The sequence below is a fragment of the Cellulophaga baltica genome (assembly GCF_018861125.1).
GTDB lineage: Bacteria > Bacteroidota > Bacteroidia > Flavobacteriales > Flavobacteriaceae > Cellulophaga > Cellulophaga baltica_A.
This window is the reverse complement of the sequence record NZ_JAHKQN010000018.1, coordinates 70,557-93,239: the sequence shown is the minus strand read 5'-3', so window position 1 is coordinate 93,239 and position 22,683 is coordinate 70,557. Positions and strand designations below refer to the sequence as shown.

General features: G+C 31.4%; 19 protein-coding genes and 1 pseudogene. 4 read left to right on the top strand and 16 right to left on the bottom strand.

Features of this window, described 5'->3' with window-relative positions:
- The first annotated feature begins 2 nt into the window (after positions 1 to 2).
- The gene (locus KO500_RS08625; protein WP_215956132.1) at positions 3 to 1,022 is read left to right on the top strand and encodes an endonuclease/exonuclease/phosphatase family protein; all 1,020 of its coding nucleotides are present in this window, start codon (positions 3 to 5) and stop codon (positions 1,020 to 1,022) included.
- A gap of 3 nt (positions 1,023 to 1,025) precedes the next feature.
- On the opposite strand, the gene KO500_RS17320 is transcribed toward KO500_RS08625, so the two are convergent.
- From KO500_RS17320 to udk, 11 genes and pseudogenes are all read right to left on the bottom strand, one after another.
- Positions 1,026 to 1,334, bottom strand: a complete 309-nt coding sequence (locus tag KO500_RS17320) for a DUF6122 family protein (protein WP_252732458.1) — start codon at positions 1,332 to 1,334, stop codon at positions 1,026 to 1,028.
- Positions 1,327 to 1,962 carry a WbqC family protein gene (locus tag KO500_RS08620; RefSeq protein WP_215956131.1) on the bottom strand — a complete coding sequence of 212 codons (636 nt, stop codon included), beginning with the start codon at positions 1,960 to 1,962 and terminating at the stop codon, positions 1,327 to 1,329. The genes KO500_RS17320 and KO500_RS08620 overlap by 8 nt, the downstream gene beginning before the upstream one ends.
- A 49-nt stretch (positions 1,963 to 2,011) precedes the next feature.
- Positions 2,012 to 3,709, bottom strand: coding sequence for a signal peptidase I (gene lepB / locus KO500_RS08615; protein WP_215956130.1), 1,698 nt, complete (start codon positions 3,707 to 3,709; stop codon positions 2,012 to 2,014).
- Positions 3,710 to 3,730: 21 nt separating this feature from the next.
- Entirely contained in the window at positions 3,731 to 4,435 is a 705-nt protein-coding gene (gene dapB, locus KO500_RS08610) for a 4-hydroxy-tetrahydrodipicolinate reductase (protein ID WP_215956129.1), read from the bottom strand.
- A 2-nt stretch (positions 4,436 to 4,437) separates the two neighbouring features.
- The gene (locus KO500_RS08605; RefSeq protein WP_215956128.1) at positions 4,438 to 5,106 is read right to left on the bottom strand and encodes a DUF5683 domain-containing protein; all 669 of its coding nucleotides are present in this window, start codon (positions 5,104 to 5,106) and stop codon (positions 4,438 to 4,440) included.
- Entirely contained in the window at positions 5,096 to 6,001 is a 906-nt protein-coding gene (locus KO500_RS08600) for a ParB/RepB/Spo0J family partition protein (RefSeq protein WP_215956127.1), read from the bottom strand. The genes KO500_RS08605 and KO500_RS08600 overlap by 11 nt, the downstream gene beginning before the upstream one ends.
- Positions 6,002 to 6,004: 3 nt before the next feature.
- Positions 6,005 to 6,778, bottom strand: a complete 774-nt coding sequence (locus KO500_RS08595) for a ParA family protein (RefSeq protein ID WP_215956126.1) — start codon at positions 6,776 to 6,778, stop codon at positions 6,005 to 6,007.
- A gap of 433 nt (positions 6,779 to 7,211) precedes the next feature.
- Positions 7,212 to 8,843, bottom strand: a pseudogene (locus KO500_RS08590) (methylmalonyl-CoA mutase family protein); the annotation flags it as partial.
- Positions 8,836 to 10,200, bottom strand: coding sequence for a methylmalonyl-CoA mutase subunit beta (locus tag KO500_RS08585; protein WP_215956125.1), 1,365 nt, complete (start codon positions 10,198 to 10,200; stop codon positions 8,836 to 8,838). The pseudogene KO500_RS08590 and the gene KO500_RS08585, both read right to left, overlap by 8 nt.
- Positions 10,193 to 10,525: an FtsB family cell division protein gene (locus KO500_RS08580; RefSeq protein ID WP_215956124.1), complete on the bottom strand. Its 333-nt coding sequence runs from the start codon at positions 10,523 to 10,525 to the stop codon at positions 10,193 to 10,195. The genes KO500_RS08585 and KO500_RS08580 overlap by 8 nt, the downstream gene beginning before the upstream one ends.
- Before the next feature lie 34 nt (positions 10,526 to 10,559).
- Entirely contained in the window at positions 10,560 to 11,168 is a 609-nt protein-coding gene (gene udk / locus KO500_RS08575; protein ID WP_215956123.1) for a uridine kinase, read from the bottom strand.
- Positions 11,169 to 11,319: 151 nt separating this feature from the next.
- Here udk and KO500_RS08570 point away from each other — a divergent pair, with 151 nt between their 5' ends.
- Positions 11,320 to 12,531: a multidrug effflux MFS transporter gene (locus tag KO500_RS08570; protein ID WP_215956122.1), complete on the top strand. Its 1,212-nt coding sequence runs from the start codon at positions 11,320 to 11,322 to the stop codon at positions 12,529 to 12,531.
- 76 nt (positions 12,532 to 12,607) lie between these two features.
- Here the strand turns inward: KO500_RS08570 and acs are convergent, their stop codons facing one another.
- The 5 genes from acs to nagB all read right to left on the bottom strand — a co-directional run bounded on the left by acs (position 12,608) and on the right by nagB (position 20,844).
- A complete protein-coding gene (gene acs, locus KO500_RS08565) occupies positions 12,608 to 14,515 on the bottom strand; it encodes an acetate--CoA ligase (RefSeq protein ID WP_215956121.1) in 1,908 nt (635 codons plus the stop codon).
- A gap of 310 nt (positions 14,516 to 14,825) precedes the next feature.
- A complete protein-coding gene (locus KO500_RS08560) occupies positions 14,826 to 15,902 on the bottom strand; it encodes an anhydro-N-acetylmuramic acid kinase (protein WP_215956120.1) in 1,077 nt (358 codons plus the stop codon).
- A 2-nt stretch (positions 15,903 to 15,904) separates the two neighbouring features.
- Entirely contained in the window at positions 15,905 to 17,494 is a 1,590-nt protein-coding gene (locus tag KO500_RS08555; RefSeq protein WP_215956119.1) for a glycoside hydrolase family 3 protein, read from the bottom strand.
- The gene (locus KO500_RS08550) at positions 17,487 to 18,761 is read right to left on the bottom strand and encodes an MFS transporter (RefSeq protein WP_215956118.1); all 1,275 of its coding nucleotides are present in this window, start codon (positions 18,759 to 18,761) and stop codon (positions 17,487 to 17,489) included. Before KO500_RS08550 ends, KO500_RS08555 begins: the two co-directional genes overlap by 8 nt.
- Before the next feature lie 142 nt (positions 18,762 to 18,903).
- Positions 18,904 to 20,844, bottom strand: coding sequence for a glucosamine-6-phosphate deaminase (nagB, locus tag KO500_RS08545; protein ID WP_215956117.1), 1,941 nt, complete (start codon positions 20,842 to 20,844; stop codon positions 18,904 to 18,906).
- 187 nt (positions 20,845 to 21,031) lie between these two features.
- Between nagB and KO500_RS08540 the strand changes: the two genes are divergently transcribed.
- Positions 21,032 to 21,781: a DeoR/GlpR family DNA-binding transcription regulator gene (locus KO500_RS08540; protein WP_215956116.1), complete on the top strand. Its 750-nt coding sequence runs from the start codon at positions 21,032 to 21,034 to the stop codon at positions 21,779 to 21,781.
- 5 nt (positions 21,782 to 21,786) lie between these two features.
- Positions 21,787 to 22,599 carry an N-acetylmuramic acid 6-phosphate etherase gene (gene murQ / locus KO500_RS08535; protein WP_215956115.1) on the top strand — a complete coding sequence of 271 codons (813 nt, stop codon included), beginning with the start codon at positions 21,787 to 21,789 and terminating at the stop codon, positions 22,597 to 22,599.
- The last annotated feature ends 84 nt before the right edge of the window (positions 22,600 to 22,683 follow it).

Genomic DNA, 22,683 nt, shown 5'->3' with positions numbered 1-22,683 from the left:
TTATGAAAAAAATAAAAATTTTTATTAAAAAATTTATTTTTAGTGTGAATGTGTTTTTTGCATTGTGCTTATTATTATCTTGTTTTGTTCCGTTTATTTCTACTGCAAAATATCCTTTTGTAGCTTTCTTAAGTTTGGGTATTCCAATATTAGTTTTTATTAATATTGCCTTTATTATTTATTGGCTTTTTTTGCGTAAAAAACAATTTTTCTTTTCTTTTCTAATTCTTTTAATTAGTTATTTTTCGTTGTCTTCTTTCTATATGTTTCGATTGAATGAAACAGAAGAATCTAGTAAGGATTTAAGTATAATGTCTTATAATGTAAGAGGTTTTAATGATAATCTCATTCATGATTCAAACCTTTTTAACAAAATTAAAAAATTTATAATTCAAGAAGACCCAGATATAATATGTTTTCAGGAATTTGACTATTATCGTAAAAATTATTTTAAGGAATATAAATATAGTTACCATAAACATATTAAAGATAGGGAAAAGGTTAATATGGGTGTTTTTTCTAAATATCCTATAATTTCTAATGGTTTATTAAGTTTTCCTGATAGTGGAAATGATGGGGCGTATGTAGACGTATTATATAAAAATGATACGGTTCGTATATATAGTTTGCATTTAGAATCTTTACGCGTATCACCTCATAAAGATGCGCTTGTTAAGGAAGAGTCTTCTAAACTTTATGGAAGATTAACAAAAAGCTTTGTAAAGCAACAAGAACAAGCTGAGTTAGTTCTAAACCATATGAAATCAGTGCCTTATAAAACTATTGTTTGTGGTGATTTTAATAGTACTGAGTATTCTAATATTTATAAGACTATTAAGGGGAGGATGAATGATACTTTTAAGGAGAAAGGTGTAGGTTTTGGGAAAACTTATAATTTCAAATATTATCCAGCTAGAATTGACTTCATATTAGGGGATCACCGTTTGAAAGTGAAATCACATAAAAATTATGATGTAGAATTCTCTGATCATTTTCCAATAATGGCATCATTTGCTTTTTAAAATTTACATAAGCCAGCAGTCTGTATAATCTGCTATTATATGTATTACTAAAGCAATGCCGAATATTCTTGTTTTTTTAAAGAAAAGAAAGCTTAAATAGATTGTGATAGCCCAATAGGTATGTAAAAAATGAAAATTAATACTACATCTATTCGGATCAAAAATAGGACTTGCAAATAAATGGTCTACATCAATCAAAATACCAGATAAGAGTATTAGTGTGGCTTTAATTCTGTTTTGTTTAAAAAAAAGAAAACCTATAATTATGGGTACTATAAAGTGAATTCCATAGTGAATACAAAACCTAAGCATCTAAAAAATCTAAAGATATACTCTGTAAGTATGTTAAGGCATTTGTTCCTTCGTTAAATAATAAATCTAGAATGCTAAGGTTTTCAATGAAACCATTTCTATCTCCAAATACTTGTACATAAGGTTCGTATTCAACATTTACCAACTCCTTAGCGCTTATTAAAAAACGAGCATCAGTTTCGTCTGTTTTTAATTCTTTATGGTAAATGGAGGTCTTTTCTGTTGGTGTGTCAATTTGTAAACAGTCACAAATAACTTCAATCGTTTTTAGGTTAAAGTCAAGAAGATTATTGTGCTCTCGATTATATAGTGTTGAAATTTCATCCTCATAATATTCAAAAAAAGGAGATGTTCTGTATGCTGTTTGTAGTGTGCGCCAATGTTGCCTTTGCCAAGCGTATTTATTGTCTATTTCTACACTATCATAGGTATTTCTACCTTTGCTTTTTCCATTATGTTTTACAGGTATGCTTAAGGTGTGAAAACCACGGTCATTAGCAATGTTTGATCTGTTTCTAAAACTTTGTTTTTGGTAATTTCCAGAAACTTCCCAGGTAATATCTCTTTGTGCTATTACAGCAAAATTTAGAATGTTTAAAAAATACCCTGGATGTAAGAATGTTTTCAAAAGTTGTTGTGTTGTTTAATATTTTTTAAATACCAGTTAAGGATACGAGCTATTCTTCTTTTGATTTTTTCTTTTTTCTGAAATAATCAAAAACAAAATAACCAACTAAAAGAATCAAAAAGTACTTGAAGTATGAGGTTGGTTCTCCTTCACCATTAACAGTAGTAAATACTCTGTCCCAACGAATCTTCCAATTTCCTATTCCCTCAGTAAAGTGATCGATACTCATCCATATAAATACAGGGGTTCCTACGATATGATCTTCAGGAACATAGCCCCAAACACGACTATCTTCTGATCGGTGCCTGTTATCACCCATCATCCAATAATAGCCTTGTTTAAAAGTATATGTATCAGTAATTTGGTTATTAATTTTAATCTGATTACCTGCAACAGTCAATGTGTTATGTTCGTAATCTTTAATTATCTTTTTGTAATAAGGTAAAGTTCCAAGGTTTAATTTTATTGTCTCGCCAGCTTGTGGTAAATATATAGGTCCAAAATTATCAGAAGTCCCTTGAAGGTTTTTATCTTGAGGGAAAACATCAGTACTTGGTTTTTTATAACTGAATCTATCTACAGAAACAATACCTGATTTTCCAACTAAATTTTCAGCTTCTTGTTCAGTCATATTGAACAATGCCATATTTTTGACATTTGTAGCTTTTAAAAAAGAAATAACTTTATTATCAGATATGCCACCAGTATAATAGTTGTATAATGAGTCTGATTTTATAAATTCTAAACTCGTTCTTGTTTCTAAAATTTCATCAGCTTTGTCTTGTAATAAAGCTTCTTTAGGTATTTTAATAACACCACCAGAATAGGTTTCTCTGCCAACAAGTTGAATTATATTGTTGTCAATATCATTTTTGGTTGTGATTGTATGGATAAATTCAGGTTTAGCACGGTCAGACAATACTAATTTTTCGCCGTTAATATAAACATCACCATTTTTAACAGCTAAAGAATCACCAGGTGTACCCACGCAACGCTTTACGTAGTTAGATTTTTTATCGATGGGTTTAATAACACCTTTTTGTTTTTTGTAAAATTGATATACAGTATCTGCAGGCCAACTAAAAACAACAATATCATTCTTTTTTACTTTTTTAAACCCTGGTAATCTAAAATAGGGTAGTTGTGGTTTTTTCAAATATGATTTTATGCCTAAACCAGGAATGGTATCATGTACCATTGGTGCTGCAACTGTTGTCATTGGTGTTCTAGCTCCGTAATGAAATTTACTAACAAATAGGAAATCCCCGACTAAAAGAGTTTTTTCTAAAGAACTTGTTGGTATAACATAAGGTTGAACAAAATAGGTATGAACAATACTTGCAGCAACAACTGCAAATACGATAGAGCTTACCCATTCACCAGCCATTGTTGTTGGTTGTAAACTTCTTTCTTTTATGTGTTCAACATCAAGAGCGTAGTTTACATAGTATGTATAAAAGCCTAGTGTTAATAAAACTAACCAAGTGTCTGTTAATGAATTTCTGCCAAAACTTCTAATTGTTTCAACCCAAACTACTGGAAACATTAATAAATTAATAATTGGTATGAAAAGTAAAATTACCCACCATGTTGGTCGGTTTATAATTTTCATTAATACAATCGCATTGTAAATTGGAACAATTGCTTCCCAAGATTTTCTACCAGCTTTAACATAAAGTTTCCAAGTACCTAAAAAATGAATTACTTGAATAACTAAAATGAAAATTAACCACTGTGCTATACTCATTTTGTTTTGTTTTTATAGTTTTTATTGAAGGTGTAAAACGTCTTTCATGTTAAAAACACCATGTTTGCCAATAATCCATTCAGCCGCAATTACTGCGCCTAGAGCAAAACCTTCTCTGTTGTTTGCAGTGTGTTTAATCTCGATACTATCAACATCACTATTGTAATTTACGCTATGTGTTCCTGGCACATCAGCTTCTCTTACCGCTTTAATTGGTAAAGAGTGCTCTTTTGTGATTTTGTCAAGCTCCCAGCCAGTATAACCAGTGTTTTTTATAACACCTTCGGCTAAAGTAATTGCTGTTCCGCTTGGAGCGTCTAATTTTTTAGTATGATGAATTTCTTCTAAAGTAACATTGTAGTCTCTTAAGTTAGACATCATTTTGGCTAAGTATTCATTTAATTCAAAAAATAAATTTACACCTAGGCTAAAGTTTGATGCGTAAATAAAAGCACCATTATTCTCATTACATAAAACAATAGCATCTTCATACTTATCTAACCAGCCTGTAGTACCAGATATAATTGGTGTATTATTCTCTAAACACATTTTTATATTGTTAAACGCAGCGTCTGGCTGACTAAAATCAATAGCAACATCAATAGTAGAAAAATCAATATCAGTGCTGTTCTTATCTATCTTGGCTACTATTGTATGGTTTCTTTTTAGGGAGATTTCTTCAATCATTTTTCCCATTCTACCATATCCAAAAAGAGCAATATTCATTATTAAAATTTTAAAGTTAGAGCCATTCCGATATTTTTTCCGGAGGTGACTTGATCATAATTTAAGTAGGGTTGAAACTCCACACTCAGATTATCATCTACGTTGAATTGTTTTAGATGCGCATCAACATTTGCATCAATTATATTAAGAACGTAAATACCAATAGTAACCAAGAGCATCAAATCTCTGTCTTCTTGATATTTTTCCTGAGAACTCTGTAATGCATCAGTCGAATACTCTGGTTCAGTTAATTCTTCGTCACTAAATGGTGCTAAATCATAAAACTCATCATCTGTAAAACCAGCTAATCGTCTTTTGTATGCAGTTCTAAATCTTTGGTAGAGTTTATTGTTGTAGTCATAGGCATAGATACTCGTGCCTAATGCAGCGATTACTATAGGTATTTTCCAGTAGCTTTTATTATAAGCTTGTCCTAAACCAGGGATTACTGCAGAATAAAAAGCGGCTTTTGCCGGAGATAAGGGATTGATTGTTTTTTGTTTTACAAAAATAGAATCTTCAATCATAATTCCTTGGCTTCTAAAATTGCCTTGAATGGAATCTAATTGCTGATCTTTTTGAATTACTTTTTCTTCCTCATTTTCTTGAGCAAAAGTCAAGAAAGATATTACAAAGAAAAATACTAATAAATACGATTTTTTATTCACCAAGAATTAATTTTTTAATTCGATCAAAGTCCTCTTTTGAGTGGAAAGGAATTACTAGTTTTCCTTTTCCTTTTACACTAGCTTTAGCTTCAATTTTAGTAGATAAAAATTTATTAAAATCTTTAATACTATTCTCTACAAAAGCAGGATTTGATACAACCTTATTATTTGGTTCTTTTTTATTGGTGGTCGGATTCTGAAATTCTTTAACCGCTTTTTCTGTTTCTCTTACAGATAAACTGTCTGTTATAATTTTTTCGTATAACGAAATTTGATCACTCTTTTTTTCAATGTTTACAAGTGCTCTACCATGCCCCATACTCAAAAAACCATCTCTGATTCCTGTTTGTACAATTGGGTCTAAGCGAAGTAAACGTAAATAATTAGTAATAGTAGAACGTTTTTTACCAACGCGTTCACTCATTTTTTCTTGCGTGAGTTGAATTTCGTCAATCAAACGCTGGTATGACAATGCAATTTCTATAGGATCTAAATCTTGCCTTTGGATATTTTCTACCAAAGCCATTTCTAATGATTCTTGATCGTTTGCAATACGAATATAGGCAGGTATTGTTTGTAAGCCTATTAGTTTTGATGCTCTAAACCTACGTTCACCCGATACTAATTGATATTTGTTAAAATCTAATTTACGAACAGTAATAGGCTGTATAACACCTAACTCTTTAATAGATGATGCTAGTTCACTTAACGCATCATCATTAAAGTTAGAACGTGGTTGAAAAGGGTTAACTTCTATAGCAACTAAATCTAGTTCTACGATATTGCCAACCACTTTATCTGCATTTTTATCTGATACTGTTTTTATATCATTATCAGGATCTTTTAATAAAGCAGATAACCCTCTTCCTAACGCTTGCTTATGTGTTGCTTTCGCCATTTATTATGCTGTTTCCTTATTTTTTTTTAATACTTCATGTGCTAGGTTAAGGTAATTTTCAGCTCCCTTACTACTAGCATCATATTTAATGATACTTTCACCATAACTAGGAGCTTCACTTAACCTTACATTTCTTTGAATAATGGTATCAAAAACCATTTCACTAAAATGTTTACGAACTTCTTCAACCACTTGGTTTGAAAGTCGTAATCTAGAATCGTACATTGTTAATAACATTCCTTCAATATCTAACTCAGAATTGTGAATACGCTGTACACTTTTGATAGTATTTAATAATTTACCTAAACCTTCAAGAGCAAAATACTCACATTGTATAGGTATTATAACAGAGTCAGATGCGGTAAGGGCATTTAATGTTAATAAACCTAATGAAGGTGCACAGTCAATTAAAATATAATCGTATTTTTCTTTAAGTGGAGCAATGCTTTTTTTAAGCATATACTCTCTTTGATCTTTATCTACTAATTCAATCTCAATAGCAACAAGATCGATATGTGCAGGGATTAGGTCAACATTTGGGGATGTTGTTTTAATGATAATTTCCTCTGCAGTTTTAGTATGTTCTAAAAGCTGATATGTTCCAACTTCAATACTATCCACATCAATTCCAAGACCAGATGTAGCATTTGCTTGGGGGTCAGCGTCTATTAATAAAACCTTTTTTTCTAGCACGCCTAGGGAAGCGGCAAGGTTTACAGTGGAGGTAGTTTTACCTACACCACCTTTTTGATTAGCTACGGCTATAATTTTGCCCATATTTTGTAAGTAAGTTTGATGGTAAAAATACGATTATTTACAATTCTATAAAATGTATTTTGTTAACAGTTCGTGAATAAATCAACACAGACCGGTTAAAGTTGGTTAAAATCTTGTTTATAAACAAGATAAAATATGAACAATATGTTTTTTAATTCTTAAATCGAAAATAATTACGGCTACAATATCAATTATGAATTGATAGCTTTGTGGTATAATTACTCAGTTTGCAACCCACTAAATATTTTTTCAATTATTATTTTTATTTCAGCTAAGAAGGTAATAAACAAATTGGTAGTGATTATTGTTTAAAAACAATGAATATCTAATATATATTAGATATTATTTAGGACACCTAAATTTTTAGCTTAACTGAATGTTATTTTTCAGTTTAGATTAATGAATTAAAATGAGTATTTTTATCTTAAAAACTAATTACTTCTATAGCATTACTAATTTCACTTAAAGTAGCTCTAGCTCTAGCGGCTTCAATAGCTAATGCTAGCAAATTTTTATTTGGTTGAATTGTTTTTTGAATTTCTTCGGCGGTAGTCCTTAATTGTTTCAAGGTATCCGCTACTTTTTCTTGATTTCTTTCTGAGGTTAATTTCTTTGAACTATCTAAGTGTTGTTTGTGAGCCTCTTTATTTTCGATTTCTAAAATATTTAAAGGCTCTTTTTTTTCAAGTTGATAACAATTTACATCAATTATTTTGTCACGGTCAGTAACTATTCGGGCTTGTTTTTTTGTAATGGCTTCTTCAATGCGCATTTTTGGTATACCCGCTTCAATAGCTTTTGTCATGCCACCTAACTCTTCAATTTCTTCAATTAATTCCCATGCTTTTTGTGAAATTTCATGAGTTAACGATTCTACATAATAACTACCTGCCCAAGGGTCAACGGTTTTGGTAAGCTTTGTTTCTTCGGCAATATAAAGTTGTGCGTTTCTAGCAATTCTAGCAGAAAAATTGGTTGGTTTTGCTATTTTTTTATTTAAGGCTTTGGTGTGTAAACTTTGTGTGCCCCCTAAAACGGCCGCCATGGCTTCAATAGTTGTTCGAGAAACATTATTAAATGAGTTTTGCTCAATTAAACTCCAACCAGTGGTTTGACAATGAGTTCTAAGTTTTAAAGATTTTTCATTTTTAGGATTAAATTGTTTTACAAGTTTGGTCCATAGCATTCTCGCTGCTCTTAATTTTGCAATTTCCATAAAATGATTCATTCCAATCCTGAAAAAGAAACATAGGTGAGGGGCAATGTCATCAACTGTTAAGCCAGCTTTTTTTACTTCTCTTAAAAATTCAATTCCATCAGCAAGGGTATATGCTAGTTCAATTTCGGTTGTTCCGCCAGCTTCTAGTATGTGGCAACCAGAAATACTTATTCTATTAAATTTTGGCATGTTTGTACTGGTGTATTTTAAAATGCCAGCAATAATTTGCATGGAAGCTGTTGGTGGGTATGTGTAGTCATTACGCACCATAAATTCTTTTAAAATATCATTTTGTATTGTACCTGATAATTGTTTTTGTGATATACCTTTTTCTTCTGCAGCTACAATAAAAAACGCTAGAATAGGTAAAATAGCACCATTAATAGTCATTAAAATCGAAATTTGATCTAAGGGAATTCTATCAAATAAAATTTTCATATCCTCAACGGTGTTAATAGTAACACTGGTTTTATTAACCTCACCAATTATACGCTCATGATCACCATCATAACCGCTATGGGTAGTTAAATTAAAAGCTACTGAAAGTCCATTTTTTTCAGAATTTAGATTTCGTTTGTAAAGAGAATTACTTTCTTCGGCTGTTGAAAAACTAGCATATTGCCGAATAGTCCATGGTTTTTTAGTGTACATTGTAGCATATGGCCCTCTTAAAAAAGGAGGGATTCCGGCAGCAAATTTGGTATGCTTAAGATTTTTAATATCCTCTTTTTTGTAAATGGATTTTATAGTAATGTCTTCTGCAGTTTCAAAAGAATTTATTTCTTCATCGTCTACTTTATCAATAGCTGGCTTTAAAGTGATATGTTGAATGTCTTTTCTATTCATCATCCAATCTTTTTTGTTCGATTTCTTCAGCTAATCGAGATTCAATAATAGGTTCAAGTATTGATTTTCTTGGTTTGTTTTTTGTAAATGGATAAATTTCAATGGCATCTTTCATTTTATCTAATGGTGATGCGTATTTATTAATACCTATTAGAACTTCATTTTGAGTGTTAAAAAGTTCTTGCTCTTTTTTAGCACTCTCTTTTATTTTTTTCTGAATAGCATGGTTTTTTAATTGAGATAAAAAACCACCACTTTTTTCTAAAAGTTTGAATAATTCTAAAGCCTTTTCTGCTAGTTGATTTGTTATTGAAGTTATATAATAAGAACCATCTGAAGCATTAGTGGTTTTATCAAAATAACTTTCTTCTTTTAATAATAATAACTGATTGCGAGCAATTTGTTCAGCAAAATCATTGTTTTTATGATAAATAGCATCATACGGTAAATTACAGATTGTGTTCGTACCTCCTAAAATGGCAGACATACATTCTGTTGTTGTGCGTAACATGTTACTATTGCAATCGTAAATTGTTTTGTTTCTTCTGGAAGGTATTGAAATAATGTGACAGTTGGTATTACAATTGTATTCTGGAGCTAAAGAAGTCCAAAGTAGTCTTAAGGCTTTAATTTTAGCAATTTCAAAAAAGTAATTTGAACCAACGGCTATTTTAAAATTGAATTTAATTTCTGTTAAACGAGATTCAGGTATTCTATTTAAATATTCGTTGGCGTGTGCTAATGTGTATGCTAGTTGTTGTGTAATATTGGCACCGGAGTTTTGATAATTTGAAGCGTCAATAGTTATGTTATTGCAGTGTGCAACAATTTCTGAGAATAATTTAAAATCAGTTTCTTGATTATGATACCAATTTCCACTTTTTGCTAAGTGGTTTATAATATCAAAATTATAATAGAAGCATGCTTTGTGTTCTTTTTCAATTTCGTAAAGTTTCTTAATGTATTCTGAAGCTAAAAATTGAAATTCGAAATGAATATTTACGGTTTGTAAATCAATGTTTTTTAAAAGAATTGAGCAATCTACTTCATTAGTAGGAATGATGAAGATTAGACTTTCAATTCCTTTTTTTAAAATAGTTAAGGCTTTTAAGTTTGCTCTTTCTGCATTGCTTACGAAAATTGTTTGTGCAATGTGCCAAGTATTTATCTGTACTTGTGAAAACGGAATTTCTTCAAGATCTTCAACGGTATAAAATGGTTTTACTTTTATGCCTTCAGGAGACTCCCAAACTAATTTTTCATTATAATCATCACCTTTTAAATCAAACTGAATTTTCTGTTTCCATTGTTTAGGAGATACTTCTGAAAATTCGTTGAAAAGGTTTTGATTACTCATCTTCTACTTGTTTGATACTATCTTGATATTCAATTAAATAAATTTCCTCGTTCTTCTTTTTTAAATAGTAGTTTTCTCGGGCAAATTTTTGAAGCTCTTCCTTGTCTGATAATTTTTCAATTATGACTTTATCTTTAGCTATTTCTTCTTTTAAGTAAGATTTTGTTTTCTCTAATTTATCAATTTCTTTCTTAAGCTCTAAATGTATGAGAAAAGAGTTTGTGTCAAAAAATAGCATCCAGACGACAAAAACCGTAAGAACCAGCACGTACATATTCGTGATAATGCTAAACCACTTTTTGTTTTTTAGGTCTTTGTATTTCATACAATGATTTTTAACTCAACTAAGTTAATTAAAATTAAAGTAGTTTTTCGTTAATAATACTCTTTACAATTTCAACCGCTACGGTATTGTACTTATTGTTAGGTATTATAATATCAGCATATTCTTTTGAAGGCTCAATAAATTGAAGATGCATAGGTTTTAAAACCGTTTGATATTTACTAATTGTTTCGTCTAAATCCCAACCACGTTCAGTAACATCTCTTTTTAGTCTTCTAATTAAACGCTCGTCAGAATCAGCATGAACATAAATTTTTATGTCAAACATTTTGCGAATTTCTGGGTTTGTTAAAATCAAAATACCCTCAACAATCATTACTTTACAAGGGTGTGTAGGTACAGTTTCATCAGTTCGGTTACACTCTAAAAATGAATATACAGGTTGTAAAATTGATTTTCCAGCCTTTAATTCATGTAAATGTTCAATTAAAAGTTTAAAATCGATAGCACTAGGGTGATCAAAATTTGTTTTTCTGCGATCAGCTATTGATAGATGTGAAAGATCATGGTAATAAGAATCTTGAGAGATAACGGCAACTTCTTCATTTGGTAATTCATCAATAATTTGATTTACAACTGTAGTTTTTCCACAGCCAGTACCACCCGCAATTCCAATAATCAACATCTGCTTTTATTTTTTCGACAAAAATAGGAATTTGAAATAGAAATAACCACAGCCATTTATTAACAATTTAGAAAGAGTTTGATAGGTTAATATTATGTGAAATGAAGGTGTTAATTAGTGTTAAGAAAAAGCTTATGTCTATTTTTGCCTGATGCAAAAACAACAAGCAAAGCCTAATTTTGAATTTATTGCATTGATGGCATCTTTAATGTCTATAGTAGCACTTACCATAGATGCTTTATTACCCGCTTTATCAAATATTGGATTGTCTATTCATAGCCATGATAGTACTGACAATAAATTGTTGGTTACTATGATATTTTTAGGCTTAGGGGTTGGTCAGTTGTTTTTCGGTCCAATGTCTGATAGTTACGGAAGAAAACCGATTGTTTATACAGGTTTTGCAGTCTTTATTGTAGCTAGTATTATTTGTGTTATTGCCCCTTCATTAGAGGTGATGATTTTTGGTCGTATATTACAGGGTGTTGGCTTATCAGCATCTAGAACAATTTCAATTTCAATTATTAGAGATACTTTTGAAGGTAATTATATGGCGAAAATTATGTCATTTGTTACTGCCTTCTTTATTTTGGTTCCAGTAATTGCTCCTGCAATAGGTAAAGTAATATTAGATGCTTTTGGTTGGAGAGCAATATTTTATTGGCAAGTTGCTTTTGTGATTATACTATTTTTTTGGTTTTGGAAAAGACAACCTGAAACCCTGCACCCAGAATATAAAGTACCGTTCAAATCAGCTGTTTTTATAAGTGGTTTTAAAGAATTAATCAAACATAAAGAAACTTTAGCATGTACTATGGTTTCTGGTTTTGTTACAGGTTCTTTTTTGGTTTATTTGAGTTCTGCACAGAATATATTTGAAGAACAATATGGTTTAAAAGAAGAGTTTCCATACTTGTTTGCAATGCTTGCCATATCAATAGGAGTTTCAACATTTTTAAACGGAACATTAGTTTTGCGTTACGGAATGCGAAAATTAGCATTTATAGCACTTCTAAATTTTACAGGTGTTTCATTATTATACGTGTTTTTATTTTGGGGAAAAGAAAACCCTAGTATTGAAGTGTTAATGCTATTCTTATCATTAGTATTTTTCAGCATCGGATTTATATTTGGTAACATGAGATCTATTGCAATGGAGCCAATTGGTCATATTGCAGGAATTGGAGCGGCAATGACAGGTTTTATATCTACAATAATTTCAATACCAATAGCTACTTTTATTGGTAATTATGTTGTTGATAGTGTTTTGCCATTGTTTTTTGGTTTATGTGTTTGTGGAGCATTAGGCCTTACTTTGTTTTTAATATTTAGACAGCCAGCTTCAGAAGTTGTGTTAGATTAAAGTTTTATACTTTTTAAATAGAAAGCCCTTCTAAAATTTTTAGAAGGGCTTTTGTTTGTATTTGCTTTACAGATAATTACATTGCATTATCAATAATTTCTTGAACTACTTCAGGATTTAATAATGTACTTGTATCTCCTAAATTTGAAGTGTCATTACTGGCAATTTTACGTAAAATACGACGCATAATTTTTCCGCTTCGTGTTTTAGGTAAACCACTTACAAACTGAATTTTATCCAGTTTGGCAATTGGGCCAATGTGTTCTGTAATCTGTTGATTAATTTCTTTTCGTAAATTATCTCTATCTCTGGTTTCACCAGTTTCTTTAAGAATCACATAACCATAAAGTGCATTTCCTTTTACATCATGAGGGAAACCAACAATAGCTGACTCTGCAATTGCTGGGTGCTCGTTTATAGAATCTTCAATTGGTGCAGTTCCTAAATTATGACCAGATACGATAATGACATCATCAACACGACCTGTTATTCTGTAATAACCAACAGCGTCTCGTAATGCGCCATCTCCAGTGAAATAATTGTTTTTATAAGCGGTAAAATAAGTGTCTCTATAGCGTTCGTGATTGTTCCAGATAGTACGTGCCATGGATGGCCAAGGAAATTTTATACACAAACGTCCATCAACTTGATTACCTTTTATTTCTTTTCCGTTTTCATCCATTAATGCAGGTTGAATGCCTATAAAAGGTAATGTTGCATAGGTTGGAGTTACTGGTGTTACATAAGGTATTGGCGTAATCATTATACCACCAGTTTCTGTTTGCCACCATGTATCTACAATCGGGCTTTGTTTTTTACCAACATTATTATTGTACCAATGCCAAGCTTCTTCATTTATTGGTTCGCCAACGGAGCCTAATACTTTCAGACTTGATAAATCATGAGACTCGATGTAGTCAAGTTTTTCTTTAGCTAAAGCTCTAATAGCTGTAGGCGCAGTGTAGAATTGATTTACTTTGTGTTTTTCAATAACTTCCCAAAAACGACCAAAATCGGGGTAACTTGGTACACCTTCAAACATTAAAGTTGTAGCCCCGTTTGCTAACGGACCGTAAACAATATATGAGTGACCGGTTATCCACCCAATATCGGCAGTACACCAGTATACATCTTTTTCTCTATATTGAAATACATTTTTAAAAGTATATGCAGTGTAAACCATATAGCCACCAGTAGTGTGCACCATACCTTTTGGTTTGCCTGTTGAGCCAGAAGTGTATAAAATAAATAACGGGTCTTCAGCATCCATTGTTTCAGCAACACAATCGCCATAAGCATCATTTAAAAGCGGTTGCAACCATTTGTCACGTCCTTTTTTCATCTCAATATCAGAATTGATGCGTTTGGCAACTAATGTCGTTTTTACGCCTGGGCAATCTTCTAAAGCTTTATCAACAATACCTTTTAAATCAATAGTTTTTGAACCTCTGTATGATCCATCAGATGTAATTACTATTTTACAATCTGAATCATTTATTCTAGCAGAAAGTGCGTTTGATGAAAAACCAGCAAATACGACAGAATGTATTGCTCCAATTCTTGCACAAGCTAAAACTGTAATAGCTAATTCAGGAATCATTGGTAAGTAAACACATACACGATCACCTTTTTTAACACCATTATCTTTTAAAACGTTTGCCATTTTACAGACACGCTCGTATAATTGAAAATAGCTTATATGTTCAGCCGGGTCTTCAGGATTATTAGGTTCAAAAATAATTGCTGTTTTTTCACCACGTGTTGGTAAATGTCTATCAATACAATTCTCTGTAATATTTAATTTAGCGCCTTCAAACCATTTGACTTCTGGTTTAGAAAAATCCCAACTTAAAACATTGTCCCATTTTTTTCTCCATACAAAATGCTCTTCTGCAATTTCTTCCCAAAATCCTTCAGGGTTACGTATAGATTTACGATATACCTGAAAATATTCTTCTAAATGTTTTATGTGATAATTACTCATCAGTATTAAAATTTTAAATAATTAATTTTTTGTTTTTCAATGGCTTTGTTGTTTAATTAAATAATTGTTTGTTAATAATAATTTAAATTTCGGTTGGTGGTGTTTTAGGGGAGATTTATTACTAATTCTAGACTAGAATTAGTTTTTCAAGTCTTTAGTATAAAAGAATTGTAATTGAGAAGAGTTAATAAATACCTGAGTTTTATTCTTTGATAGGTAAAAACCTCATTTTGTTTACTAGACATTATTTTTGTTAAATTAAGTTGAGATAACTAATATAACAATTTGATTTTATATAATCTATAATTTTTTAACTAGAAATGTAAATTACACCGCTTGAAGAGTTTCTTTTTGCTCCAGTTACAGAACACAAAACATTAGTTTGTTTTTTTATGCGTAGAACCCCCATTAAAGCAAAGATTAAAGCTTCTTTAAAATCTATGATTTTTTTTGAAGGAATTATAATGTTTACTTTTTTGCCAAGTTTATCTTGTAAGGTGTTAATTAGAAAAGTATTCAAAGCTCCGCCACCAGTAATTAGTAAATTACTTTGTTCATTTGAAGTGTTTTTTAAAACTTGTTCTGCAATTTTGTCGGTAATATGATGAATGGTGGTATGGAGTAAATTTTCAGTAGTATCATTGGTGTTGTCTATTATAGGGACTACTTTGTTAATAAACCATTCATACCCGATAGATTTAGGGAAAGGGAGTTTGTAAAACTCTAAATCATTCAATGCATTGAGCATTGGCTTATTCAGTGTTCCTTTTTTTGCTAGTTGACCACCATTATCATACGCTAAATTAATTTTTTTAGTAATGTAATTTAGCGCCATGTTAGCCAGGCCAATATCATAAGCAATTCTTTTGTCATTTATATCAAAAGATATATTACTGATACCGCCCAAGTTCAAACAAAAATCATAATCATTAAAAAATAAAAGATCTCCAATGGGCACTAAAGGTGCACCCTGGCCGTCTAATGCTACATCATTAGTTCTGAAGTCTGATATAACTTCAATTTCGGTTTCATTTGCAATATGTTGTCCGGATCCTATTTGAAAGGTAAAGCCTTTTTTGGGTTGATGGTGTGTGGTGTGTCCGTGACTTGCAATATAATCTACAATTAACTTTTTTTCATTAATAAAATCTTTTGTTTGTTGCCCTAGCCAAGTACCGTAACTGTTATGAAACTCTAATAAATCGGAAGCAGAAAGTAGAATTGAGTTTTTTAATTTCGATTCCATTTCAGAAGTATAGGAGACCGTTTTTGTAGCTTTTATGTTAAATTTCCAGGTGTTTTTTTCTTTCCAAATATGGCAATAGGCTAAGTCTAATCCGTCTAAAGAAGTGCCAGACATTAAACCGATGATCTTATAAATTTTCATAATTATATTGCTTTTATCGTAACAGGAATTTTACCAGGAGCGTTGCATTTTTCTAAAAAGTGATTGGTAGCATTTTCTTGAAAAACTTTAAAATTTTGATATGCAATTATTGTTGCGGTTGTTTTGTCTGCTTTAATATGATTTAAAACATACGGATTTCCGAAAAGATAGAGCACAACGTTCTTTGTTAAAATAAGCTCGTTTATAAAATTAATTTCTTCTTTAGAAATATCGAAAAGATTTGTTGGTTTTGTCTTCGGAGGAAATAATGCAATTAAAATGTTTTCATGGTCTTCAAATTTGCTCTTTAATTTATCAATTGAGTTGCTTTTTGTTGAAAATTTATCAAAAGGAATAGCGGTTTCAATCTTGTTAAAAAATGTTGAGGTTTGGTTTTGTGAGATCTCAAGGCCAATAAAAGTATTGTCTTTAAAATCAAATAGATTGCCGTGATATAGCGTAAGGCTTTCTTTTGCAATTTTAGTGTTTAAGGTGTCAGAATTTTCAAAATTGGTTAATTCGTTAGTGGCTTTAAATGCTTTTTCTTTTAATTTCCAGATACGTTTAAAACTTTTTTCAATTTGAGCTTCAGATGCATTTTCTAAAATTTTTTTAGCACCTTCTGTAATGTTTTCGGCAAAACATAGAATATCATTACCAGCATCAAAAGCTAACCATTCTAACTCTCCTTTTGTAGCGTAGTTTTTTGAAACCGCATGCATATTTAAAGCATCGGAAATAACTACGCCTTTAAAATGTAATTCGTCTCGTAATAAATCTTTTAACATTTTTTTTGATAAGCTAGACGGAATGTTATCACCATCTGCCAGCGAAGGAACAGATAAATGGCCAGCCATAATGCTATCAACATTATCTGTAATTAATTTTTGAAAAGGATAAATTTCATTGGCAAGTAATTCTTCTTTACTTTTTGTTATTAATGGCAATCCTAAATGAGAATCAATTTCAGTATCACCATGACCTGGAAAATGTTTCAAACAAGTTAAAATTCCTTCACTTTCAGTTCCTTTTATAAATGCTAATGCTTTGCTAATTACATTATTTTTGTCTTCTCCAAAAGATCGGTAGCCTATAACTGGATTGTTGGGGTTGTTATTGATATCTACCACAGGAGCTAAATTCCAATGTATACCCGCTAGTTTGCAATCTTTTGCAATCTTTTTACCAACCTTAAAAAGTAATTCGTCATTATTTTGAATGGCACCTAAAGTTATTGCATATGGGTACTGTGGTGTATTTTCAACACGCATGGCGAGTCCCCATTCGGCATCAATGCTAACTAATAGTGGATATTTTGCTATTTGCTGATAACGATTGATTAATTTTTTTAATGTTTTAAAGCTGTTTTTATGGTATTCAACCTTTTTTTTACCTTCAAAATTAGTTGCAGCGCTTGCTCTGCTATGAAAAAAACACAAGCCTCCAATATGCTGTTCTGTAATTAGTTTTTCTATTTGTAAAATTTCTTTTTCAGAATCATTTATAAATGCAGCAGGCATAAACAATTGTCCAATTTTTTCTTGAATTGGAATTGTTGATTTTGTCTCGCTATAAGAAAGTAATTTATTCATTAATAGTATTTTCTTTTTTTCCGAAATTAGTAGGATATTTTAAAAAACGAAAAAGAATTAATGATGGTACTGCGGCGATAACTACCCAAATAAAAAAACCATCATAACCCAACCAATTTTGAATGTAACCACTTATCATGCCGGGTAACATCATTCCTAATGCCATAAAACCAGTGGCAATTGCATAATGGGAAGTCTTGTGTTTTCCGTCAGCAATATAAATTAAATACATTAAAAAAGCTGCGAAACCAAAGCCGTAGCCAAATTTCTCTAAGACAATAGTAACTGTAACAATTGTTATGCTTGTTGTTTTTGTTATTGCCAAAAAGGCATAGAATAAATTAGGAATATTTAATGATAAAATCATGGGAAGCATCCATTTTTTTAATCCGCTTTTCGAAATTACAATCCCTCCTAAAATACCACCAATGGTTAATGCTATAACCCCAACGGTACCAAATAAAACACCAAGTTCTTGTGTGGAGTAATTTAAACCTCCTTTACTTGTTTCATCTAATAAAAAAGGAGATACCATTTTTACTAATTGTGATTCTCCTAATCGGTAGGTGAGTATAAATGCTAAAGCAATCCCTATACCTGGTTTTTTAAAGAAAGAGCTAAATATTTCAAAAAAATTATATTCTTCATTTACATTGCTGTTTTTTGCTGTTTCGTATTTGGGGGCAACAAAAAAGTTAGAAATAGTAAGTGCTAACATTAAAACAGCGGAAATAATCATTGTGTAACTCCATGCTCTAGTGTTATCACCATATTTATTTTCAAAAAAACCGGCAATAAAAACCAGCAAACCTTCTCCTGTAATCATAGCAAGTCGGTAAAATGTACTTCGCATACCAACGAAAAAAGATTGTTTTTTTTCTGTAAGTCCTAACATATAATACCCATCAGAAGCAATGTCATTTGTAGCAGATGCAAAAGCGGCCATCCAAAAACAAGCTAGGGTAGTGGTAAAGAACATGTTGGTAGGTATGGTTAAGCCAACACCTAATAAAGCAAATGTTATAAGTAGTTGCATTGTTAAAAACCATTTGCGTTTCGTGCTTTTTAGATCTACAAACGGACTCCAAATTGGTTTTAAAACCCAGGGTAAATAAAGTAGACTGGTGTAAAGACCAATATCTTCATTACTAACACCAAGCTTTTTGTACATAATTACCGATACGGTAACAACTAATACATAAGGTAAGCCTTGTGTGAAATACAAAATAGGTACCCAAGCCCAAGCTCCCTTATCTTTCTGAATCATCTATCAATTAGTTTCTGCTAAATTTATGAAAATTGAATTTGAATTAGATATAAAATAACAACAATTGGTTATTGTTAAAAAAATAGCGAGGCCGTAACAATTAAGTTACGACCTCGCTTGGGGTTTCAACAAATCAAAATCTTTATTTGAAATGGTAGCGTACAAAGCCTTCCATAGCTTCATATTCTGCCATACCTAATGCGTTGTATCTACGAGCAGTATCTTGGTTACGTTGCTCAGCACGTTGCCAGAACTCTCTTGAATCGTTACCAGGGAACATTGCAGCATCTTTTTGAGATTGGTGCTTGAAAATACCATTTCTCTTACGTTCCATATCTTTTGGTCCGATTGGCACTGTCATTTCCATATCAGCGATATCCCATTCTTGCCATGCACCACGGTATAACCAGAAGTAGCAATCGTCAATCCACTTAGCTCCATCTTGAACTAATTTTTCCATTGCTTCAAAAATTACCTGTAAACATACACGGTGCGTACCATGTGGATCAGATAAATCACCAGCTGCGAATATTTGGTGTGGCTGTATTTTGTTTAATAAATCGTAAGTAAGTTGGACATCCGCGTCAGAATGTGGTTTTTTCTTAACTGTTCCAGTTTCGTAAAAAGGAAGGTTTTGAAAGTGTGCATTTGCTTCTTCAACACCACAGTAACGGCAAGCTGCAAGTGCTTCTCCTTTTCTGATAAGACCTTTAATTCTTTGTATTTCTGGGCTATCAATTTGGCCAGGAGCTTTAGACTTTAAAAACTCTCTTACTTCTGATATTTGTTTATTTAAGCCATCAGTGTCTACTTGAATATCTTTAGCGAAATCCATAAAACGAATAACTTCATCATCAAATACCGCAATGTTACCAGATGTTTGGTAAGCAACATGAACATCATGACCTTGGTCAACTAAACGTAATAATGTACCACCCATTGAAATTACATCATCATCAGGGTGTGGGCTGAATATTAAAGAAGTTTTTCTTTGAGGTGTATTTCTTTCAGGTCTACTACTATCGTCAGCATTTGGTTTACCACCTGGCCAACCTGTAATAGTACGTTGTAATTGATTGAATACGATTAGGTTAATATGCTCAGCTGAACCTATTTCGGCAACTAAACTACCCATACCGTGCTCGTTATAATCTTCATTAGTAAGCTTTAATATTGCTTTATCTAATTTTTCAGAAAGCCAGATTGTAGCTCTTTTTATTAAGTTTTCATTCCAATCACAATCGCTAACTAACCATGGAGTTTGAACCCTTGTTAATGATGAAGCAGCGGCTTGATCTACAATATAGTCACAGTTACTGTGATTTTGTAAAAACGTTGCAGGAATTGATTCTTTGATAGGTCCTTCAACAGATTTTTTGATGATTCCGGCTTTACCTTCACCCCAAGCCATTAGAATGATGCGTTTAGCATCCATAATAGTACCAACACCCATAGTGATAGCTTTATTAGGAACGTTTTCTAAACCAAAGAAATCACTTGCGGCATCTAATCTAGTTACACGGTCAAGTCTAACCATTCTAGTTTGGCTTTTTAAAGATGAACCAGGTTCGTTAAAACCAATATGTCCAGTTCTACCAATACCCAATACTTGAATATCAATACCACCAGCTTCAGTAATTTTCTTTTCGTAAGCTTCACAAAAATCACGAACATCCTCTTTGTCTAAAGAACCATCAGGAATATTTACGTTTGATTCTTTAATATCGATATGATCAAATAAATGCTCATTCATAAAACGAACATAGCTATGAATAGACTCAGCATTCATAGGGTAATACTCATCTAAATTAAATGTGATTACATTTTTAAATGACAGACCATCTTCTTTATGAAATTTTACTAAGTTATCATAAACGTCAGTTGGTGTTGATCCGGTAGCTAAACCTAAAACAACGTTTTTACCTTCTTTTTGTCTTTCTTTTATTAAAGCGGCAATTTCATTAGCAACATATAATGATGCTTCTTTTGAATTGTCGTGAATTTCAGTATTTATTTTTTCGAACTTTTTAGCCTCATCTGTATTTGAGATAATGCTAACTGGTTTTGTGGATGATAATGCCATTTTTTTCTGTTTAAGATAATTCTTCGATGCAAATATAGCATAAAAAAACACAATTTGCTGTTTTGTGCTGTTTATTTTGCAATTTATTGCAATATTAATCTTAATTTAATGATTTGGTAATTTTAAGCAGTAAAAAAAAGCAAATATCTAATTTGCTATCTTTGTTTAAATTATTTTTTAGTTTTTTATGCTTAAAGAAGAAAGACAACAAGCTATTTTAAATGAAGTAGAGCTGCATAATAGGGTTTTATTAACGGATGTTGCAGAACTTTTAGAAGTATCAATTGATACCGTTCGGCGTGATGTAAAAGAATTAGATGCCAATAGTAAGTTACGAAAAGTTCATGGTGGTGCAGTTTCAATGGGTTTTACAAATAATGCGACACCCAATAATAATATTTATGCATTAGCAGATAAAATATTAATAGCTGAAAAAGCTTTAACCTTATTAAGTGATGGCAAAGTTATTTTTATTGATGGTGGAACCACGTGTAATGAGTTTGTGCGGTTATTGCCTGAAAATTTGAAGATTACTTGTTTTACAATTAGTTTAACGGTTGCTTTAAAATTACAAGAAAAACCAAATGTTAGAGTAATTTTTATTGGAGGTGAAATTGCAAAAGAATCTCAAATAGCAATAGGAGCAAATGTTATTCATAATTTATCTGAAATAAAAGTAGATTATAGTTTTATTGGAACAGGCTACGTTGATTCGTTATATGGATTAACAGAATTTGATTATGATATTGTTCAGGTAAAAAAAGCAGTTATTAAAGCTTCAAAGAAAACAGTGCTTTTATGTATTTCAGAAAAATTAAACTCACAACACCGTTATAAAACTTGTGATATTAATGCTATTAATACGATGATTACTGAGTTGCAACCTGAGAATAATTTACTTAATTTATTTAGAAATCACGACATACGTATTTTATAAAAAAAATGAAAACATTAAAAATTACTGAAACGCCTTCAAACTATGATAATTTGGAGCAAATGAATACAGCAGATTTGCTGTTAAGCATTAATAATGAGGATCAAAAAATTGCTAATGCTGTTGCTTTAGTGATACCAAGTATTACTAAATTAGTAGATGCACTTGCAGAACGTTTTGAAAAAGGAGGTAAGTTATTTTATATTGGTGCAGGAACAAGTGGTAGGTTAGGTGTTTTAGATGCTTCGGAAATTCCTCCAACTTTTGGTATGCCACATGAACGTGTTGTTGGTATTATTGCTGGAGGTGATACCGCAATTAGAAAAGCAGTTGAAAATGCAGAAGATAATACAGAGCAAGCTTGGTTGGACTTAAAAGAACACAATATTACTGCCAATGATGTTGTTGTAGGTATTGCGGCTTCAGGTTCTACACCATATGTTATTGGTGGTATAAATGCAGCTAATCAGAATGGTGTTTTAACAGCAGGAATTACAAATAACCCTGGTTCAAAATTGGCAGAAGTAGCAAATATTCCTATTGAAATAAATGTTGGCCCTGAATTTGTTACAGGAAGTACACGAATGAAAAGTGGTACTTCTCAAAAATTAGTTTTGAATATGATTTCTACAGCGCTAATGATAAAAATTGGTAGGGTTAAAGGAAATAAGATGGTGAATATGCAACTAAGTAATGGTAAATTGGTTGATAGAGGTACCAGATATATTATTGAAGAGTTAGGTATCCAATATGATGATGCAGAAGCATTGTTAATTAAGTATGGCTCTGTGAAAAAAGCAGTGGAATTTTACAATAAGTAATTAGTTCAATTACTGTGTTTTAAAAGCGGTTTGATCAAATAACGTCATATCGCTTTTGTATTTAAATTACGCTTTTTTTTAATA

What these genes read in the sequence shown, in the direction of transcription:
- KO500_RS08625 (WP_215956132.1), top strand. Translation starts at nt 3, where the DNA reads ATGAAAAAAATAAAAATTTTTATTAAAAAATTTATTTTTAGTGTGAAT.
- KO500_RS17320 (WP_252732458.1), bottom strand. Translation starts at nt 1,334, where the DNA reads ATGCTTAGGTTTTGTATTCACTATGGAATTCACTTTATAGTACCCATA.
- lepB (WP_215956130.1), bottom strand. Translation starts at nt 3,709, where the DNA reads ATGAGTATAGCACAGTGGTTAATTTTCATTTTAGTTATTCAAGTAATT.
- dapB (WP_215956129.1), bottom strand. Translation starts at nt 4,435, where the DNA reads ATGAATATTGCTCTTTTTGGATATGGTAGAATGGGAAAAATGATTGAA.
- KO500_RS08600 (WP_215956127.1), bottom strand. Translation starts at nt 6,001, where the DNA reads ATGGCGAAAGCAACACATAAGCAAGCGTTAGGAAGAGGGTTATCTGCT.
- KO500_RS08595 (WP_215956126.1), bottom strand. Translation starts at nt 6,778, where the DNA reads ATGGGCAAAATTATAGCCGTAGCTAATCAAAAAGGTGGTGTAGGTAAA.
- KO500_RS08585 (WP_215956125.1), bottom strand. Translation starts at nt 10,200, where the DNA reads ATGAGTAATCAAAACCTTTTCAACGAATTTTCAGAAGTATCTCCTAAA.
- KO500_RS08580 (WP_215956124.1), bottom strand. Translation starts at nt 10,525, where the DNA reads ATGAAATACAAAGACCTAAAAAACAAAAAGTGGTTTAGCATTATCACG.
- udk (WP_215956123.1), bottom strand. Translation starts at nt 11,168, where the DNA reads ATGTTGATTATTGGAATTGCGGGTGGTACTGGCTGTGGAAAAACTACA.
- KO500_RS08570 (WP_215956122.1), top strand. Translation starts at nt 11,320, where the DNA reads ATGCAAAAACAACAAGCAAAGCCTAATTTTGAATTTATTGCATTGATG.
- acs (WP_215956121.1), bottom strand. Translation starts at nt 14,515, where the DNA reads ATGAGTAATTATCACATAAAACATTTAGAAGAATATTTTCAGGTATAT.
- KO500_RS08560 (WP_215956120.1), bottom strand. Translation starts at nt 15,902, where the DNA reads ATGAAAATTTATAAGATCATCGGTTTAATGTCTGGCACTTCTTTAGAC.
- KO500_RS08555 (WP_215956119.1), bottom strand. Translation starts at nt 17,494, where the DNA reads ATGAATAAATTACTTTCTTATAGCGAGACAAAATCAACAATTCCAATT.
- KO500_RS08550 (WP_215956118.1), bottom strand. Translation starts at nt 18,761, where the DNA reads ATGATTCAGAAAGATAAGGGAGCTTGGGCTTGGGTACCTATTTTGTAT.
- nagB (WP_215956117.1), bottom strand. Translation starts at nt 20,844, where the DNA reads ATGGCATTATCATCCACAAAACCAGTTAGCATTATCTCAAATACAGAT.
- KO500_RS08540 (WP_215956116.1), top strand. Translation starts at nt 21,032, where the DNA reads ATGCTTAAAGAAGAAAGACAACAAGCTATTTTAAATGAAGTAGAGCTG.
- murQ (WP_215956115.1), top strand. Translation starts at nt 21,787, where the DNA reads ATGAAAACATTAAAAATTACTGAAACGCCTTCAAACTATGATAATTTG.